This window comes from Lutibacter sp. B1 (assembly GCF_012524075.1).
Lineage (GTDB): Bacteria > Bacteroidota > Bacteroidia > Flavobacteriales > Flavobacteriaceae > Lutibacter.
This window is the reverse complement of sequence record NZ_JAAZUI010000007.1, coordinates 1-19215: the sequence shown is the minus strand read 5'-3', so window position 1 is coordinate 19215 and position 19215 is coordinate 1. Positions and strand designations below refer to the sequence as shown.

The 19215-nt window shown below is 29.9% G+C and carries 20 protein-coding genes; 12 read left to right on the top strand and 8 right to left on the bottom strand.

Annotation, left to right across the window (positions count from 1 at the left end; all coding sequences use genetic code 11):
* Nucleotides 1–134 precede the first annotated feature (134 nt).
* The 6 genes from HGB55_RS05495 to HGB55_RS05470 form a co-directional block, all read right to left on the bottom strand.
* On the bottom strand, nt 135–686 hold the full coding sequence (locus tag HGB55_RS05495; RefSeq protein WP_168815447.1) for an MOSC domain-containing protein: 552 nt from the start codon (nt 684–686) through the stop codon (nt 135–137).
* 4 nt (nt 687–690) lie between these two features.
* The gene (locus HGB55_RS05490; protein WP_168815445.1) at nt 691–2187 is read right to left on the bottom strand and encodes a GH3 auxin-responsive promoter family protein; all 1497 of its coding nucleotides are present in this window, start codon (nt 2185–2187) and stop codon (nt 691–693) included.
* Between the two features lie 2 nt (nt 2188–2189).
* Nucleotides 2190–3059, bottom strand: a complete 870-nt coding sequence (locus HGB55_RS05485; RefSeq protein ID WP_168815443.1) for a M23 family metallopeptidase — start codon at nt 3057–3059, stop codon at nt 2190–2192.
* A gap of 86 nt (nt 3060–3145) precedes the next feature.
* Nucleotides 3146–3727 carry a nicotinate (nicotinamide) nucleotide adenylyltransferase gene (gene nadD / locus HGB55_RS05480; RefSeq protein WP_168815441.1) on the bottom strand — a complete coding sequence of 194 codons (582 nt, stop codon included), beginning with the start codon at nt 3725–3727 and terminating at the stop codon, nt 3146–3148.
* Nucleotides 3724–4299: a guanylate kinase gene (gene gmk, locus HGB55_RS05475; RefSeq protein ID WP_168815439.1), complete on the bottom strand. Its 576-nt coding sequence runs from the start codon at nt 4297–4299 to the stop codon at nt 3724–3726. Before gmk ends, nadD begins: the two co-directional genes overlap by 4 nt.
* Before the next feature lie 12 nt (nt 4300–4311).
* Nucleotides 4312–5169, bottom strand: coding sequence for a YicC/YloC family endoribonuclease (locus HGB55_RS05470; RefSeq protein ID WP_168815437.1), 858 nt, complete (start codon nt 5167–5169; stop codon nt 4312–4314).
* Nucleotides 5170–5308: 139 nt separating this feature from the next.
* On the opposite strand from HGB55_RS05470, the gene HGB55_RS05465 reads away from it, so the two are divergent.
* Nucleotides 5309–6346, top strand: coding sequence for a glycosyltransferase family 9 protein (locus HGB55_RS05465; protein WP_247649185.1), 1038 nt, complete (start codon nt 5309–5311; stop codon nt 6344–6346).
* Between the two features lie 44 nt (nt 6347–6390).
* On the opposite strand, the gene lysM is transcribed toward HGB55_RS05465, so the two are convergent.
* Complete coding sequence (gene lysM, locus HGB55_RS05460) at nt 6391–6858, bottom strand: peptidoglycan-binding protein LysM (protein WP_168815436.1); 468 nt, start codon at nt 6856–6858, stop codon at nt 6391–6393.
* Between the two features lie 123 nt (nt 6859–6981).
* Between lysM and upp the strand changes: the two genes are divergently transcribed.
* Nucleotides 6982–7632: a uracil phosphoribosyltransferase gene (gene upp / locus HGB55_RS05455; protein WP_168815434.1), complete on the top strand. Its 651-nt coding sequence runs from the start codon at nt 6982–6984 to the stop codon at nt 7630–7632.
* On the opposite strand, the gene HGB55_RS05450 is transcribed toward upp, so the two are convergent.
* A complete protein-coding gene (locus tag HGB55_RS05450; protein WP_247649184.1) occupies nt 7627–8550 on the bottom strand; it encodes a DUF6427 family protein in 924 nt (307 codons plus the stop codon). The genes upp and HGB55_RS05450 overlap by 6 nt on opposite strands.
* A 40-nt stretch (nt 8551–8590) precedes the next feature.
* Between HGB55_RS05450 and HGB55_RS05445 the strand changes: the two genes are divergently transcribed.
* From HGB55_RS05445 to HGB55_RS05400, 10 genes are all read left to right on the top strand, one after another.
* Nucleotides 8591–8788: a hypothetical protein gene (locus HGB55_RS05445; protein WP_168815430.1), complete on the top strand. Its 198-nt coding sequence runs from the start codon at nt 8591–8593 to the stop codon at nt 8786–8788.
* 49 nt (nt 8789–8837) lie between these two features.
* The gene (gene trmB / locus HGB55_RS05440) at nt 8838–9509 is read left to right on the top strand and encodes a tRNA (guanosine(46)-N7)-methyltransferase TrmB (RefSeq protein WP_168815428.1); all 672 of its coding nucleotides are present in this window, start codon (nt 8838–8840) and stop codon (nt 9507–9509) included.
* A gap of 17 nt (nt 9510–9526) precedes the next feature.
* Nucleotides 9527–9862, top strand: coding sequence for an MGMT family protein (locus tag HGB55_RS05435; RefSeq protein ID WP_168815426.1), 336 nt, complete (start codon nt 9527–9529; stop codon nt 9860–9862).
* Nucleotides 9863–9973: 111 nt separating this feature from the next.
* On the top strand, nt 9974–11098 hold the full coding sequence (locus HGB55_RS05430; protein ID WP_168815424.1) for an Mrp/NBP35 family ATP-binding protein: 1125 nt from the start codon (nt 9974–9976) through the stop codon (nt 11096–11098).
* Between the two features lie 7 nt (nt 11099–11105).
* Nucleotides 11106–11354 carry a NifU family protein gene (locus tag HGB55_RS05425; RefSeq protein WP_168815422.1) on the top strand — a complete coding sequence of 83 codons (249 nt, stop codon included), beginning with the start codon at nt 11106–11108 and terminating at the stop codon, nt 11352–11354.
* 102 nt (nt 11355–11456) lie between these two features.
* Nucleotides 11457–12263 carry a DUF3108 domain-containing protein gene (locus HGB55_RS05420; protein WP_168815420.1) on the top strand — a complete coding sequence of 269 codons (807 nt, stop codon included), beginning with the start codon at nt 11457–11459 and terminating at the stop codon, nt 12261–12263.
* 78 nt (nt 12264–12341) lie between these two features.
* Nucleotides 12342–13607: a peptidoglycan DD-metalloendopeptidase family protein gene (locus tag HGB55_RS05415; protein ID WP_168815418.1), complete on the top strand. Its 1266-nt coding sequence runs from the start codon at nt 12342–12344 to the stop codon at nt 13605–13607.
* A gap of 3 nt (nt 13608–13610) precedes the next feature.
* A complete protein-coding gene (pgi, locus tag HGB55_RS05410) occupies nt 13611–15182 on the top strand; it encodes a glucose-6-phosphate isomerase (protein WP_168815416.1) in 1572 nt (523 codons plus the stop codon).
* Nucleotides 15183–15392: 210 nt separating this feature from the next.
* On the top strand, nt 15393–17909 hold the full coding sequence (locus HGB55_RS05405) for a carboxypeptidase-like regulatory domain-containing protein (protein WP_168815414.1): 2517 nt from the start codon (nt 15393–15395) through the stop codon (nt 17907–17909).
* 20 nt (nt 17910–17929) lie between these two features.
* Nucleotides 17930–19033, top strand: a complete 1104-nt coding sequence (locus tag HGB55_RS05400) for a hypothetical protein (protein ID WP_168815412.1) — start codon at nt 17930–17932, stop codon at nt 19031–19033.
* The last annotated feature ends 182 nt before the right edge of the window (nt 19034–19215 follow it).

The window sequence follows — 19215 nt, the reverse complement described above, 5'->3', positions numbered from 1 at the left end:
ATTTTGGATAGTGTCTGCGAACCCTTTTTTATTCTATTTTTTTAAGTATTCTCTTTAAGTGTCATTCCTGCGAAGGCAGGAATCTTAAACTAAATCAACACTTAGATTCCTGCCTTCGCAGGAATGACAAAAAACTACAATTTATCCTTCTTAGTCTCATAAACATCAGCAATTGAAAGAGGCTTTTCGGTAACACAAACCAACTTTAACTCGTCTCCCACTTCTACATTTCCGGTTTTTAAAACTTTAAAATAAACACCACTTTTTGTTGAGTTCCAAAATTGTTTAACAACCTTTTGAGTTCCGAATTTTATTCCTAATTTATAACAAGGCTCTCTTGGTTTTGTAACTTCTATTGTTGCTTCACCTAATTTATAAATACTACCTACATATATTTCGGTTTCATCTAAATTAGAAATGGTAAGATTTTCACCAAACATACCATATTGCCAATTTAATTGAGGATATAATTTTTTCCAATAACTATAATGATTTTCTGAATAAGCATATACGGCTTTTTCAATTCCGCCATGATATCTCCTGTCAACTACAATATCTTTTTCAACATCTTCCATGCCTAAAAAAATTGGTTGATTTACAGGATTTTTAAAAATGCCTGTTTCAACAATTTTCCCTTTCCAGTTTATTGATTTTCTTTCACCAATATTTACAGATACAACTTTCATTTTTTTAACTTTCAGTAAATTTTAAAAGATCATCAGCAATTTTTCTATCATTAGATAATCTTGGTACTTTATTTTGTCCGCCTAATTTACCTACAGATTTCATATATTTATTAAAACCACCTTTTTCAACCACTCTAATTTTTAAAGGTTGCAATATTTTACCGGTAATTAAATCAAAATAATAACTGTTCTGTTGCTGTAAAGATTCATCAACTTTTAAAGCAAAATCTTTTAAATCATCCGGCTTGTTTTCAAATTCAACAAACCACTCATGATATGGAAGTCCTTCTTTTGGAGTAATTTGAGGCGCTACTGTAAACTCACTAACCCTAATATTTGTATCAATTGTATTTTCATTTATTGCTGATTCTACTTCTTTGCCAATAACATGTTCGCCAAACGCAGAAATAAAATGCTTTATACGACCTGTTACAATAATTCTTGGTGGGTTTAACGACAAAAATTCAACTGTATCTCCAATATTATACGCCCAAAGACCCGCATTTGTAGTTAAAATAATTACATAATTAACACCTGTTTTTACATCGGCTAAAGAAATTCGAGTAGGATTTTCATTATAAAATTCATCAGCAGGGATAAATTCATAAAACATTCCGTTATCAATTAAAAGAAGCATTCCTTTTTCAGTTTGAGAATCTTGGTACGCAATAAATCCTTCTGAAGCCGGGTACATTTCAATAGAATCTACTTTTCTTCCTATTAAATCTTCAAATTTATTTCTATAAGGTTCAAAATTTACTCCACCATATACAAACAGATTAAAATTTGGGAAAATATCACCCACTTTTTTACCGGTACGTTCTACCAAACGTTCAAAATACATTTGTACCCACGATGGAATTCCGCTAATTAAAGTCATATCTTCATTAACTGTTTCATCAACAATTGCTTCAATTTTAGTTTCCCAATCTTCAATACAGTTGGTTTCCCAACTAGGCAACCTATTTTTAAGTAAATACTGTGGTACAAAATGAGCTGATATACCCGAAAGACGCCCTATTTTAATACCATTTTTTTCACTCAACTCCGGACTTCCTTGTAAAAAAATCATTTTTCCTCCCAAAAATTCAGATTTCTGAGTTTCATCTATATAGGCTAATAAAGCATTTCGTGCCGCTTCTATATGTGTTGGCATAGATTCTCTAGTTAAAGGAATATATTTTACACCTGAAGTAGTGCCTGATGTTTTTGCTAAATACAACGGCTTTCCTTTCCATAAAATATCCGATTCTCCTGCAACAACTTTTTCAACATAAGGTTTTAGAGTTTCATAATCTCTAATTGGTACCTGACTTTTAAAATCATTGTAATTATTAATTTTACTGAAATTATGATCTTTTCCAAAAGCAGTATTTTGAGCTTGTGAAATCAGTTTTTTAAATACTTTATGCTGAACTTCTACAGCATTGGTACTTTTTTTGTAAATTTTTGAAACTACAAACTTTGCAAAAGGTTTTGCTAAAATTGATTTAATATTCATTACTACTCAAAATCTATATAATTAACCGGATTTACAGGATATCCTTCATTCCATAATTCAAAATGCAAATGTGGTCCTGTACTTAATTCTCCCGTGTTTCCCGCAGATGCAATTACCTCGCCGGATTTTACTAAATCCCCCTGCTCTTTATGTAATGCCGTGTTATGCTTGTATATTGAAATAAATCCACCTGAATGTTCTACAATTATAACATGCCCGGTATCGGCAGTCCATTGTGCAAAAATTACTGTTCCGTCAGCTACAGATTTTACGGGCGTACCCATTTCTACAGCAATATCAACAGCAAAATGTTTTGTTTTAGGGTTATAACCATCGGTTAAGGTACCAACAACAGGTGCAAAAAATACAATTTCGGCTTTTTTGGTAGCTTCATTAAAAATACTGTATCTGTCTGCACTTTCAACTTCTTGCCTAAATTCCAAATCAATATCCGACGGATCTAAATTTACACTGTCCTTATCAAATTGAATGGTTTGTAAAACTGAGTCTTTATCAAACAAAACTTCAGAAACTTTACCGGTTAATAATTCTTTTACTTTTTGAATATACACATTATTAACTTCTAAAACTTGCTCTAAAGAGTCTACTTTATAAACTAATTGTGTGGCCTCTTTTTTTAATTTGGTAGATGAATAACCTGGAATATATTCTTTAAGTGGTGTAAATGCAATTAAAAATATAGTACCAACTATTAGTAACATTGAAAATAAACTCCCAAAAATAAAAACATTTAAACGATTAAGTTTAAATGTTAATTTTTCTTCAAAAGTATCTTCATTTAAAACTACCAATCGATATTTATTGGTTAATTTTTGTTTGAACTTCCTTTTATTTTTAGTTTTTTTTGTCATCGTTTTATGTAAAGCAAATATACAACGAAATTTTGTGTAATTAATTTTGAACAGTTGGGCTATTACTGTTAAAACTTCGCTAAAATTTAAGATTTATAAAAGTTCATCTCATCAATATAGCTCCAAACATTTGTTGGCAACATAGTACTTATATCTTTTTTTTGTTTGATAGCCTTTCTAATAAATGTAGATGAAATTTGAATAACAGGAGCTTTTGTATAATGAATTTTTGGATGATTTTTAAACTGATTTTCAGTTATTCCGTCAGAAATTCTTGGATAAACATACAACTCATAATTTGCAAGAATAGTTTCGTAATTTTTCCATTTCTGAAATCCCTTTAAATTATCTTCTCCCATTATTAAACAAAATTGATTATTTGGGAACTTTTCTTCAATATGAATAAGTGTATTTATGGTGTAATTTGGTTGCGGTAAATTAAATTCAATGTTTGAAGTTTTTAATTTTGGATAATCTTCAACAGCTATATTTGCAATTGCCAACCTGTGATGATTACTTAACATAGATTTTTTTTGTTTGAACGGACTCATAGGTGTTATCACAAACCAAACCTCGTCCAAATCTGAAAATTCAACCATATAATTAGCAATAATCATATGTCCGATATGAATCGGATTAAAAGTTCCAAAAAAAAGTCCTACTTTCATTTACTTAAAAAGTTTTCAACCAATTTGTATGCTTCTTGTTTTGTTTGTTCCAAATTATCATTCATTAAAATAATATCAAATTCTTCGGAATATTTTAATTCTTTTTCAGCTTTTTCAACCCGCTCTTTTATTTTTTCTTCACTATCAGTTTTTCTGTTTCTGAGTCTTCGTTCCATTTCTTCTATTGAAGGAGGTTGCACAAAAATTGCTAAAGTTTGTTCTGGAAATTTCTTCTTTATATTTAACCCGCCAACTACATCTATATCAAAAATTACATGTTTACCATTCTTCCAAATACGATTTACTTCCTCTTTTAAAGTTCCGTAATAGTTATCAGTATAAACTTCTTCCCACTCAATAAAGTCATCTTTTTCAATATGTTTTTTAAATTTTTCAGCTGAAATAAAATAATAATCTTTTCCGTGTTCTTCAGTTCCTCTTTTATTACGCGATGTTGCCGAGATTGAAAAATCTAAATTTAATTTGGGCTGATTGAGCAAATGATGTACAATTGTAGTTTTACCCGAACCTGAAGGTGCCGAAAAAACAATAAGTTTTCCCTCTTTTTTCACAGTTAACTAATTTTATAATACGTTTAAATTTTGTTCTTTTATTTTTTCGAGCTCATCTTTCATTTGAACTACCAACTTTTGCATATCTGCATAATTAGATTTTGAACCAATGGTATTTATTTCTCGTCCTATTTCCTGAGTAATAAACCCTAATTTTTTTCCATTTGAAATTTCTTCATCTAATTCTTTTATAAAATACTCCAAATGATTTTTTAAACGTACTTTTTCTTCGGTAATATCTAACTTTTCAATATAATAGATTAATTCTTGCTCAAATCTGTTTTCATCAATCTTAGCTTCCAACTCTGCAATAGATTTTTTTAATTTATCTTTTACTTGCTCAATACGTTTTGGATCTATTTCAATCACTTTTTCTAAAAGCTCTTCAATATTGGCAATGCGCAAAACAAAATCGGTATGTAACGATTTCCCTTCGTCAAACCTATAAACATTTATTTTTTCTACAGTTTCTTCAATTCCAAGCTGAATTTCTTTCCACTCTTCTTCATCTAATTCTTCTCTTTCAGTTTTTAATGAATCCGGTAAACGAATAGCCATTTTTAACAACTCCATTTCATCAGTATCAACAATGTTTTTTAATTGGCTCATATATTCTTTTACCACATTTTCATTTACTTTAGATGAAACTTCGCAACCGTTATCTTCAATATAAATTGAAAAATCTATTTTCCCTCTCACCAATTCATTTGCTAATTGTTTTCTAATATCCAATTCCTTTTCTCTGTAATAAGACGGAATTCGAATATTTAAATCTAAATTTTTGCTGTTTAACGATTTTAATTCTATCGTTATTTTTTTAGTAGGAAGTTGTAGTACGGTTTTACCGTATCCGGTCATTGATTGTATCATCTAATTTCAAAATTTACGCAAATTTACGTAATTTCTAAATAGTGCGTGTTTTTAATATAAAATACACCAAACTGCTATTGTTTTTTGTACAAAAACTATTGTGTACTTTTGCCTAAAGAATTATTCAATACGTTTTATTTTGAAGCAAAACAAGCATTTATTAGTAATCAGGCTTTCTGCTATGGGTGACGTTGCAATGACTGTACCCGTTTTAAGAGCATTTACCAAACAACATCCTGAAATTAAAATTACTGTCTTATCAAAACCTTTTTTAAAACCTTTATTTACCAATATTGAAAATGTAAATTTTTATGCTGCCGATGTAAAAGGAAAAAACAAAGGTTTTTTAGGAATTTTAAAACTTTTTAAAGAATTAAAACAACTAAATATTACAGAGGTAGTCGATTTACACAATGTATTACGTTCAAAAATACTTCGCACTTTATTTCGATTAAAGTTTACTAAAGTAGCTTTTATTGATAAAGGAAGAAAAGAAAAAAAAGCATTAACGCGCACTGAAGGTAAAATTTTCAAACAACTGAAAACTACACACGAACGCTACGCTGATGTGTTTAGAGAATTAGGATTTAAGCTAGATCTTTCTAATCCGGAATTTGTTCCAAAACAAACTTTATCAGATGAAATTGTAGCAATTACCGATATCAAAAACGAAAAATGGGTAGGTATTGCTCCGTTTGCACAATATAGTTCTAAAATGTATCCAATGGATTTAATGGAGCAAGTGATTTTAAAAATTTCTAAAAAAGAAAACATTAAAATTCTATTATTTGGCGGTGGAAAAAAAGAAATTGAAATTTTAAATAATTTAGCAAACAAGTATGCAAATACCATAAATGTAGCAGGGAAAATAAAATTAGAACAAGAGCTTACATTAATTTCTAATTTAGATTGTATGATTAGTATGGATTCCGGCAATGCGCATTTTGCAGCAATGTATGGTATTGAAACAATTACAATTTGGGGAATTACACATCCATTTACCGGATTTGCACCTTTTAATCAGCCTTTTAAAAACGCTATTTTACCCGATTTGGAAAAATATCCTAATATTCCTTGTTCTATTTACGGCAATAAAGTTTGTGAAGGTTATCAAAATGCCATGAGAAGTATTTTACCCGAAACAATAGTTGAAACAATTTTAACAAAATTGAATTAAAAAAGGCTTGCAAATTGCAAGCCTTTTTTATGATTTTTGAATCCTTAGTCTTCCAATACAGGAATTCTAAGAACTTGACCAGGATAAATTTTATCAGGGTCAGTTAACATTGGTTTATTTGCTTCAAAAATAATAGTATATTTCATAGCATCACCATAATATTTTTTTGCTATTTTACTCAAATAATCACCTTTTTCTACAGTATGAAACTGAGCTTCAGGCTCTTCAACAGCAACAGTCATTCTATCATCTACAGAAGCAATACCTTCAGTATTACCAATAACCAATACAACTTTTTCACGAACTTCTTGTGAAGCTGCTTCACCCCAAACAGTTGCGGTGTCACCATTAACTTCTATATTTAAATCCAACACCTCAAAACCTAAAGTTTCTACTGCATTTACAAGTTTACCGGCTTTTTCAGCAGATGCTTCTGCAGCTTCTTCAGCAGTCGTTTTACCTTTTCCAAAAATTTTTGCACCTGCGTTTTTAATAAACGAAAATAATCCCATGTCTTTTTCTTTTTTTAAATTAATTAATTGTTTTTTAAATCAAGCCTAATATACAAAAATTAACAATAATTACTTGCTAATTTTATAATAATATTGTGTTATTTTTGCTGAAAATAATTTATTATGACTATCAATATTTTAGATTCCAAAAATTCAATTTTAAATAAATTCATATCAGAAATAAGAGATGTTAAAATTCAAACAGATAGCATGCGGTTTAGAAGAAACATTGAAAGAATTGGTGAAATTTTAGCATATGAGATAAGTCAAACTTTAGAATACAAAAAAAACAGTGTTTCCACTCCTTTAGGAACCAAAATTATTGGATTACCCAAAAAAGATATCGTTTTATGTTCTATTTTAAGAGCCGGATTACCTTTACACAACGGTCTTTTAAATTATTTTGATGATGCTGAAAACGCATTCATTTCTGCCTATAGAAAACATATTAATGAAACTGAATTTGATATAAAAGTTGAATATTTTGCCTCTCCTGATTTAGATAATAAAATATTGATTTTAGCAGATCCAATGTTAGCAACCGGACAATCAATTATCAATGTTTATGAAGGTTTAAAAAAGAATGGAACTCCAAAAGAAATACATTTAGCTTGTATTATTGGTTCTACAGAAGGTGTAGAATTTATTCAAAAATATTTCCCCGAAAATACCAAATTATGGATTGCCACTGTTGACAATCATTTAAATAACAAAGGATACATTGTCCCGGGATTAGGTGATGCAGGAGATTTGGCTTACGGGTCAAAACTATAAAAAGTACACTACAACAGATATTGCAAAAAACACATACAAAACAACGTTTTTAAATATTACTGATCCACTTTTTTGAATAAAGTTAGCAATTATAATTGCTGCCGGAAATATTAAAAATAACATTTCCGATCCATTTTTAATTGGCGACAAAATAACTACTAACAAAGATATTGATACGTGATGTAGTAAAACAATCCAAGAGAATTTTAGTTTATTACTTACCATAACTATTTTGGGAGTAACACTAAATATAGACCATGTTATAGTTGCTAATAAAAAAGTTGCAGGAACTAGTATTTTAAACTTATTATACGAAACAAAATCTAAGCTGTAATCAAAAATAAATCTGTCGTAAAAAACCGATAAACTATCAAAATAAAAATGATAAGTGAAATATATAATTACCGGCATTATAAAACCTATTAACGGTATAAATAGGTTTTTTATATTTAACTTTCTATAAGCTATAATCCCTATATAAATTAAAATCAGGTAAAACAAACTCCAAGAATAAATCAAAGCAGCTATTCCTACCCAAAATCCTGCATCAAATAATTTCTTTTTTGTATTAGAATGCGTTCTTAAACTATAAATTTTCCTAAAACCCAATAGTAATGCAATGTTTGTAAAAATAATTCTATTAAAAAACATTGCTTCAGAAAATGTACCCAATAACAATACTATTATAAGTAATGCATATAAATTATCTTGTGTCAAATTATTTTTTTTAACTATAAAATTTACACTTAATAAAAAGAAGATAAGCCACAAAAAGAAACTAATTTTTTTTACCCAAATTAGTACCGTAAATCCTTCTGTATTTGATAAAAATAGAGAAATTAAATAGTAAACAAACAACAGCAATACTATGTTAAAAACGTTTTCAGGCTTAGTTTTTTTAAAAAAATTTGCTATCATTACTATATTTTATACTTTTGCCTGTAAATATAATTAAGTTATGATTGCAAACAATATTTTTAAAGCTATTGGTGATTTTTGTACTAATATTTTATTTGCTCCACACAATGCAATTAGATCTATGGATAACTGGTGGCTTCAAAATACAGTTAATTGGTTATTCATAATCATTTCATTTGGATTCTTTATCTATTGGCTAAGAGAGCTAAACAAATACAAAAAAGCAGGAAATCAATAGTTTAATAGATAATAAACCTACATAATTCTTTTCTTTTTAAATAAAACCCGTGGGGAGTAAAAACAAACTTAAAAGATTTCGTGAAAACGAAACTTTCACTAATGTAATTCAACCAACAAGACAAGAAGTACTTGATGGCTTCCCATTAAAAGGTGTTTGGAACACATATTTTAATAATAGTAACCCTATAGTTTTAGAATTAGGTTGTGGAAAAGGGGAATACTCCATAGATTTAGCAAGAAAAAACCCAAACATTAATTATATAGGTATCGATATTAAAGGTGCCCGATTTTGGAGAGGAGCTAAAACTGCTTTAGAAGAAAATTTAAACAATGTAGCTTTTTTAAGAACACAAATTGAATTAGTAGATTTGCTTTTTGGTGAAAATGAAGTTTCAGAAATATGGATAACTTTTCCTGATCCTCAAATAAAATATACACGTACAAAACACAGACTAACAAATACCGAGTTTTTAAAAAAATACCACCATATTTTAAATCCTGAAGGAATAGTAAATCTCAAAACCGATAGTGAATTTATGCATGGCTATACACTAGGTTTACTACACGGTGAAGGGCACGAAATTTTATATGCTCATCACGATATTTACAAAAATTATCACGCCCCAAAAGAAGTAACATCTACACAAACATTTTACGAAAGCCAATATTTGGAAAAAGGAAAACCTATCACTTATATTAAATTTAGAATTCGTTATTAATTTATTATTTTTAACGAATGAAAAAGTCAGCTAACTTTTTTGAAAAAGTATATGATGTAGCAAAACTGATACCTTACGGAAGAGTTACCAGCTACGGAGCTATTGCTAAATATTTGGGAGCAGCAAAATCTGCTCGAATGGTTGGTTGGGCAATGAATGCTTCTCATGGAAGAGACGACATTCCTGCACACAGGGTAGTTAACAGAAAAGGGTTACTTACCGGAAAACATCATTTTGAAGGAACCAATCTTATGCAACAGCTTTTAGAAAATGAAGGAATTCAAGTAAAAGACAACCAAATACAAAATTTTGATGTCTTTTTCTGGGATCCTTTTAAAGAATTACAAACATAACAAGCTTCTTTTTAATTTGTAACAAGTCCAACATTTCTTTTTAAATCTTCCCTTTTTATATTCAGTATAACTCTGTATATTTGTTGTTTAGAATGATTTTATATAAACAACATGTCATATACAAAAAAAGATATAACCAAGGCTCTTGAAACTATTACTGCACCTGGCGAAGGAAAAAGTTTAGTTGAAAGTAACGCTATAAAAAATATAGTAACTTTTGATAAAGAAATAATTGTTGATGTAACTATAAACAACCCGTCTTTACAAGCAAAAAAGAAGGTAGAGGTTGAAATTATGAAAGCCATTCACCTGCATGTAGATCAAAAAGCCGATGTAAAAGTGAATGTAACTTCAGAAGCCAAAAACGAACCTTTTAAACCCGAAAAACCAAAAGTTCCGGGAATTCAAAATATTATTGCTGTGGCTTCCGGAAAAGGTGGTGTTGGGAAATCTACTATTACTTCAAATATGGCTATTTCATTACAAAAAATGGGATTTAAAGTGGGTATTTTAGATGCCGACGTTTATGGTCCTTCAACACATTTAATGTTTGATGTTGCCAACGCAAGACCTTTATCAATAAATGTTGATGGCCGTTCAAAAATGCAACCTATTGAAAGTTATGGTGTAAAAATATTATCTCTTGGCTTTTTTACAGATGCAAACCAAGCTGTAATTTGGAGAGGAGCTATGGCTTCCAAAGCACTAAACCAAATGATTTTTGATGCACATTGGGGTGAACTGGATTTTTTATTAATTGATTTACCTCCCGGAACCGGAGATATTCATTTATCAATAGTGCAATCAATTCCAGTTACAGGAGCTGTAATTGTAAGTACGCCTCAAAACATTGCTTTAGCCGATGCTAAAAAAGGAGTTGCTATGTTCCAACAAGAAAATATAAACGTTCCTGTATTAGGTATTGTAGAAAACATGAGTTATTTTACTCCTGCTGAACTTCCTGACAATAAATATTATATCTTTGGTAAAGATGGTGCAAAAAATTTAGCTGCAGATCTAAATACTGCCTTTTTAGGAGAAGTGCCTTTAGTACAAAGTATAAGAGAGGCCGGCGATGTTGGTCATCCTGTTGCTTTGCAAGATAACACTCCTTTAGAAAATGCTTTTGCTGAAATTACTAAAAACACACTGTCTCAATTAGTAAAACGAAACAACGATTTACCTCCAACAGAAGTTGTAAGAATTACAACTATGAGTGGATGTAGCACTAAATAATAGTACTATGAATGATGAAGAACTAAAAATTAATGTAGAAGCTGCTTTACAAGAAATAAGACCTTATTTAGAAGCTGATGGTGGAAATATTTCATTAGTTGAAATAACCGACAATATTGTTAGCATACAATTAGAAGGTGCTTGTTTAGGTTGTGCAGTAAATCAAATGACCCTGAAAAATGGTGTTGAAGCCACCATAAAAAAATACGCGCCTCAAATAAAGCGCGTAATTGAAGTAAACGGAATTACCTTTTAAAAAAAATTAAAAAAAGCTTAACTTAAAAAAATTAAGCTTTTTTTATTATTTGGAATAATAATTGTATTTTTTGTGAGCTATAACAATTTATTCAATTTATAAATGAAAAAAATTACACTCGTATTTTTACTTATTGCATCAATGAGTTTACACGCTCAAACAGCAAGTAATATTCCTGCTACTTCAAATAAAGACTTTGCTTTTAAAAAAGGCGAATGGATTAGATTTAGAATGAGTTACAGCAACTTTCTAAATGCAGGCTTCGCTACTTTTGAAGTAAGAGAAACTACCAACAAAGGTAAAGAAGCATTTCATATTATTGGCAAAGGTAAATCTACCGGTGTTGTAAGTTTATTTTTTAACGTTAAAGATGATTACCAGTCTTTTATATATAAAGAATCTTTAAAACCTTATCGTTTTATAAGAAAAATTGACGAAGGAGGCCATACTAAAGATAAAGAGATTTGGTTTGATTATGATAAAAATGAAGCAACCGTAAAAAACAATAAACACAATACTATAGAAAAATACCCAATCCATAGTGATATACAAGACATGCTCTCATCATTATATTTTTTAAGAAATCGAAACTTAAATAGTTTAAAAGAAGGTGATGAAATTAAACTAAACATGTTTTTTGATCAAGAAGTTTATAATTTTAGACTTCGTTTTTTGGGCAAGGAGGTCATTAATACAAAATTTGGAAAGGTGAACGCTTTAAAATTAAGACCAATGGTACAAGCCGGCAGAGTTTTTAAAGAAGAAGAAAGTGTTACTGTTTGGATTAGTGATGATAAAAATAAAATACCCCTTAAAATAAAAGCTTCACTTGCAGTTGGTTCACTTAGAGCAGATATTGATGCCTTTAAGGGTTTATCGCACCCATTTAATATCATTTTTGATAATTAATTTAACATGGCTTTTAACAATTAAATTGTATTTTTGCGTTTTGATGAAAACCCTTATTAATTCGTAAATAAAAACCTTTTGAAAAATATAATTACATTACTAACCCTTATTTTAATTTTCTCTTGTAAAAATGATAAGACCGATACTAATATTGCTTCAACCATTGAGCCGGAAATAAAATATGAGTATGGTTATAACCTTAACAACTTCAAGGTAATTCATGATACAATTAAGCCTGGAGAAAACTTTAGTGAAATTTTAGACAGAAATCATATTGATTATCCTACAGTATTAGAAATTGTAAACAAAATAAGAGATACTTTTAATGTTAGAAAAATTAAAAGCGGGGTACCATATACTATTTTAGCAAAAAAAGATTCGACCGAAAAAGCTCAAGTTTTTATTTACAAATCATCAAAAGTAAATTATACAGTAATTGATTTTAAAGATTCAATTATTTCAGCATACAACGGTAGAATACCTGTAAAAACAGTTATAAAAACAGCTTCCGGGGTTATAACCAATAATCTTTCTGAAGCTATGGACGAACAAGGTTTAAGTTTATATTTAGCATATGAAATGTCCGATATTTATGCTTGGACTATTGACTTCTTCAGACTTCAAAAAAATGATAAATTCAAACTAATTTATGAGCAACTGTATATTAACGATACTATTCCTGTAGGTATTGGAGAAATAAAAGCAGCTTATTTTGAACATGGTGGAAAACCTTTTTACGCTTTTAAATACCTTGCCGATTCCACTTTAAATATTCCCGACTATTTTGATGATAAAGGAGATAATTTAAGAAGACAGTTTTTAAAAGCTCCGGTCAAATTCAGCAGAATCTCATCTCGTTATAATTTAAGAAGAAGAATCGCCTTTTACGGCAACAGAATAAGACCACATAAAGGTACCGATTTTGCAGCACCTGTAGGAACAGAAATTATGAGTACTGCAAATGGTACAGTTGTAGAATCTAGATACAAAGGAGGCAATGGAAACTATGTTAAAGTTAGACATAATGGAACTTATAGCACACAATATTTACACATGAGTAAAAGAAAGGTAAAAGTTGGTGATGTTGTAAAACAAGGAGATGTTATTGGCTATATTGGTATGACCGGAAACACTTCTGGTCCACATGTTTGTTATCGCTTTTGGAAAAACGGCAAACAAGTAGATCCCTTAAGAGAAAATTTGCCCACAGCAGAACCAATGAAAAAAGAAATAAAACCAACTTATTTGAAATTTATTGAGCCTTTAAAAATTAAATTAGACTCCATAAAATATCAAAAAAGAAAGAAAGAAATTATTATTCCTGTAGAAGAATTAAACTCATAGAAAATGGCATTAAAAAATATAAATCCGACAACTACAAAATCTTGGAAAGAACTTGCTTCGCATTATAATGATATTAAAGATGCTCACTTAAAAAATTTATTTAATAATGATAGTGAACGTAAAAATAAATTCACTATTAATTTCAAAGATTTTGAATTTGACTATTCAAAAAATAGAATTACAGAAGAAACATTAAAATATTTAATAGAATTAGCAAATGAAGTTGATTTAAAAAACGCGATTAACGCTTATTTTTCAGGAGAAAAAATTAATCAAACAGAAAAAAGAGCAGTTTTACACACAGCTTTAAGAAATCAATCTACTACTGAAATTTTTGTTGATGGTGTTAATGTTATACCAGAAGTAAAAGAGACTCTAAAAAAAATGGAGTCTTTTACAAAAAAAATTACGTCAGGCGAATGGAAAGGATATACTGGTAAATCTATTACGGATATTGTTAATATTGGTATAGGAGGATCTGATTTAGGACCGGATATGGTTGTGGAATCTTTAAAATATTACAAAAATCATTTAAACACACATTTTGTTTCAAATATTGATGGCGACCATGTACAAGAAATCATTAAAAATTTAAATCCTGAAACCACTTTATTTGTAATAGTATCAAAAACATTTACAACTCAAGAAACCCTTACTAATGCTACAACCATAAAAAAATGGTTTTTAGAATCAGCATCAGAAAATGATGTTGCTAAACATTTTGTTGCTGTTTCAACAAATTTAAAAGCTGTTGGTGGCTTTGGAATTGATAGTGATAATATTTTCCCAATGTGGGATTGGGTTGGAGGACGTTTTTCTTTATGGAGTACTGTAGGTCTTTCAATTAGTTTGGCTGTAGGTTTTAAGAATTTTCACGACTTATTGATTGGCGCTTTTGAAATGGATGAACACTTTAAAAATACACCTTTTGAAAATAATGCCCCTGTTATTGCTAGTTTAATTGGTATTTGGTATACCAACTTTTTTAATGCCGAAACCGAAGTAATACTTCCTTACACACAATACCTAAATAAACTAGCTCCGTACCTACAACAAGCTATTATGGAAAGTAACGGGAAAAGTGTTGACAGAAATGGAAATAGAGTTACTTATCAAACAGGTAATGTAATTTGGGGAAGTCCCGGAACCAATTCACAACATGCTTTTATGCAGTTATTACACCAAGGAACAAAATTAATTCCTGCCGATTTTATTGGGTTTAAAGAATCTCTCTATGGAAATAAAGAGCACCACGAAAAATTAATGGCTAACTTTTTTGCCCAAACACAAGCACTTGCTGAAGGGAAAACCAAAGAAGAAGCTCATTTAGATTTAAAAACTCAAGGTAAAATGGAGGAAATTGAAACTTTATTACCTTTTAAAGTTTTTGAAGGCAATAAACCAAGTACAACTGTTTTAATTGAAAAATTAACACCTAAAACTTTAGGCAGCTTAATAGCATATTACGAACACAAAATTTTTGTACAAGGTATTATTTGGAATATATTCAGTTTTGACCAGTTTGGTGTTGAGTTAGGTAAAGAATTAGCTCATAAAATATACACAAAAAAATAATTTCTTCTTAAATATAAAAGCAACTATATTATCTTATTAACATCTGTTAATAAAAACTGATATATTAAAAGTATAATTATCAGTTTAAAAGGTCTTTTTTGCTATTTTTAAAATCCTAATTATTTGTTAAAAGTTAACAATTAATTAAAGATCAATATAGTAAAATTCACCATTTTTGCACAAACATTTAATTCAAATTAAAATTAAACAATGAGAAAATTTAAAAATTGGCTAGTGGTAGTTATGTTAATTTCAACATCTATCATTTTTGCACAAACCAAACTTTCTGGTAAAATTGTTGACGAAACAAATCAACCATTACCAGGGGCTTCTGTAGTAGTTAAAGGAACTAGCTCAGGAGCTTCTTCTGATTTTGATGGAAACTTTTCATTTGAATCTTCAGTACAAAGCGGTACTATTTTAGTTTCATTTATTGGTTATGAGTCTAAATCATTAACTTTTAGCGGAGCTAAAAACTTTGGAACTATTTCATTAAGCCCTTCAGCTGAATCATTAGATGAAATTGTTATCACACAAACATCTTTTGCAATTGAAAGAAAAACACCGGTTGCAGTTTCTACAATTAAAGCTGATGTTATTGAGAATAAATTAGGAACACAAGAATTTCCTGAAATCTTAAAATCTACACCTGGTGTTTATGCTACTAAATCCGGTGGTGGTTTTGGTGATGGCAGATTAACGCTTAGAGGTTTTAATTCTGAGAACGTTGCGGTTATGATTAACGGGGTTCCTGTTAATGATATGGAAAACGGTAGAGTTTATTGGAGTAACTGGGCTGGTTTGGCTGATGTAACAAGTGCTATGCAGGTACAAAGAGGTTTAGGTGCTTCAAAAGTAGCCGTTCCATCAATTGGAGGTACTGTAAATATTTTATCTAAAACTACTGATGTAGAAAGAGGTGGTAGTGTATTTACAGCTGTAGGTAACGATAATTACCAAAAATACGGTGTAACAATTTCTACTGGGTTAATGGATAATGGTTTTGCTGTATCTGCTTCCGGTGCTAAAGTAAAAGGAGATGGTTATGTTGATGGAACCGAGTTTGAAGGTTACAACTATTTTGTGAACATTTCTAAACAATTAGGAGACAATCACAAATTATCAATTACTTCTTTTGGTGCACCTCAAAGACACGGACAAAGACAAAATAGAAGTACTATTTCTAAATATAGAAATGCAGAAAGTGAAATTAAATATAACCCGGATTGGGGTATTAAAAATGGAAATGTTGTTTCTGTTGAAGACAATTTCTATCATAAATCTCAAACATCTTTAAACCACTATTGGACTATAAGTGATAAATCAGATTTATCAACAGCTTTATATGCTTCTTGGGGTACAGGAGGTGGTGGTGGAACTGCCGGTAACTACGATTTATTTAAAGTTAGATATGGAGATTATGACCAGCCGATAGATCTAGATAATATTGTTGAAATTAACAGAGAAAGAGGTCAACAAGGTTTAGGAGCAGAATCATATTTAAGAGCTTCAAGAAACGATCATGAGTGGTACGGTTTATTATCTACATTTAAAACAGAACTAAATGATAATTTAGATCTTGTTGCAGGTATTGATCTAAGAACTTATACCGGAAAACACTTCTCTGAAATTACTGATTTATTAGGAGCTTCTTATGTTTTAGAAAATTCAGATGTAAACAACCCTAACAGAGCTGCAAAAGTTGGAGACAAACGTGATTATTATAATGATGGGGAAGTAGATTGGCAAGGTGCTTTTGCTCAATTAGAATATGCAACTGATAATTTAACAGCTTTTGTTTCTGGAGCAGTATCAAATACTTCTTATAAAAGAATCGATTATTTCCAATATTTAAAAGGAGATCCTTTACGCGAAACTGACAGTTATGACTTTACCGGTTTTAGTGTAAAAGGTGGCGCTAACTTTAACATTGATGAGCACCATAATGTTTTTGCTAATATTGGGTATTTTGAAAAAGCTGCAGGCTTTGATGCTGTATTTCAAAACTATGACAACGAACATATTAATAAAGATGCTGAAAATCAAAAAATATTCAGTGTTGAATTAGGGTATGGATATAAAAGTGAGAAGCTAAAAGCTGATTTAAACATATATAGAACACAATGGGATGATAGAACATTTACAGATAACTTTACAGAAGATGGGGTAAATTATTTTGTAAACTTACTTGGAGTAAATGCACTTCACCAAGGTGTTGAACTTGAATTAGTTTACAAACCTACTACAAAACTTACATTTAATGGTATGCTATCATTAGGAGATTGGACGTGGGACAGTGATGTAAAAGGAGCGCAAATTTATGATGAATCTAACAACCCTGTTGGAGATCCTATTGATTTATATATTGAAGGTTTAAAAGTTGGTGATGCTGCACAAACTACACTTGCTTTAGGAGTGGAGTATGAAGTAATGCCTAAAACATATTTTACTATTGATTACAACTATTTTGATGACTATTATGCAGATTATGATCCTAATGACAGAACTTCCAAAGGTCCTCAATCTTGGAAAGCTCCAGATTATGGTTTATTTGATGCAAGTATAAGATATGGTTTTGACCTAGGTGGATTTGATACAACATTAACAGCAAGAATGAATAATGTATTTGATACTGAATATATATCTGACGCTATAGATGGTGCTGATCCATTAGTGTGGTTTGGATATGGTAGAACATTTAATATCAGTGCTAAAATTAGATTTTAATCAAAAAAATTAAATTAAAAATGAAAAAAATAATTTATATACTAATGGTGCTAGGTGTAACATTTACATCTTGTGATCCAATGGATGATATCTATGATGATATTGATGCTCAAAATGAGGTAATAAGTGGTGAAATTGAGTTTACTTTATCTGATGATGATTATGAAGAATTAGATTTAAGCTATGGTAATTTTAACTCAGTTGATGATGCAAAATCTATGATTCCGGGTTTACTTGAAGATAAATATCCTGCATGGGGAGAAGGTTCTTTAGCAACTGTTACTTTTAAAATTTATGCTCCTAAAAAAACAGAGAAAAGCTTAATAGTTTATACTGTTTCATCTGAAGATTATGATACTTTAGGTTTTACCTATGGCAATTTTTCAAGTATGGACGAAATTGTTACGTTTTTAGATTGGAAATACCCAGACCCAGCAGATAGAGTATTAGTCTCTTTAACATATGAATATTATTCAGGAGGAGTAAGCACACTAAACAATGGTTTTCTTTATTTAAATGGAGCTTGGGAATTTATCCAAGGTTTTACTGCTGATGAATATAATACTATGGGAGAAAGTTACCCAAATTTCTCCAATCAAGATGAAGCAGAAAGTAAAATTCCTATTTTCTTAAAAGAAAAATTTAAATACGATACAAAAAAAGCTGGTGATATTGAAGCAATCATGTATAAGCTATACACTACTGATGTTGATGATTTAGATGGAGATGGTAAAACTGACGATAGTGCTACTTATAGCTATGTAAGCTATTACATATTTGACGGTGAAAACTGGTCTTTATACGATAATATAATCAATGAAACTGTTAAGTTTGGTCATGATGGTTCTACTTGGGTTCCTGATAACACTATTAAATATACATTAACTCAAGCGGATTATGAGTTAGTTGGCAATGGTTATTATGGTAATTTTGATGTTAGATCAGGAAAAGCTGAAGAATCTGTTGATGTTAGATTAGAAAAAATAAATACTATTTTATTAAATAACTTCCCTAATATGGAAGAAGGGCAAAAGTTTGTTGTTTCTTACAACGTATACTCTGGAGCCAATGAAGTTTGGGAAATGAAAGTTATCTTAGAAGCTGGTGCTTATGTTCTTAATTAACAAAAGAAAAAAATAATTAAATATTAATTAAAACCTTATAGCTAAGCTATAAAATAGCACTATCTCATAAACTGTGTAAATAAAAATATCGGGGGTTGCAACCCCCGATATTTTTTTGTTTAATTTTAAACTTTTATACAGTCATGAAGAAAGAAGATTTATTAAGTAATGATTTTCTGAAG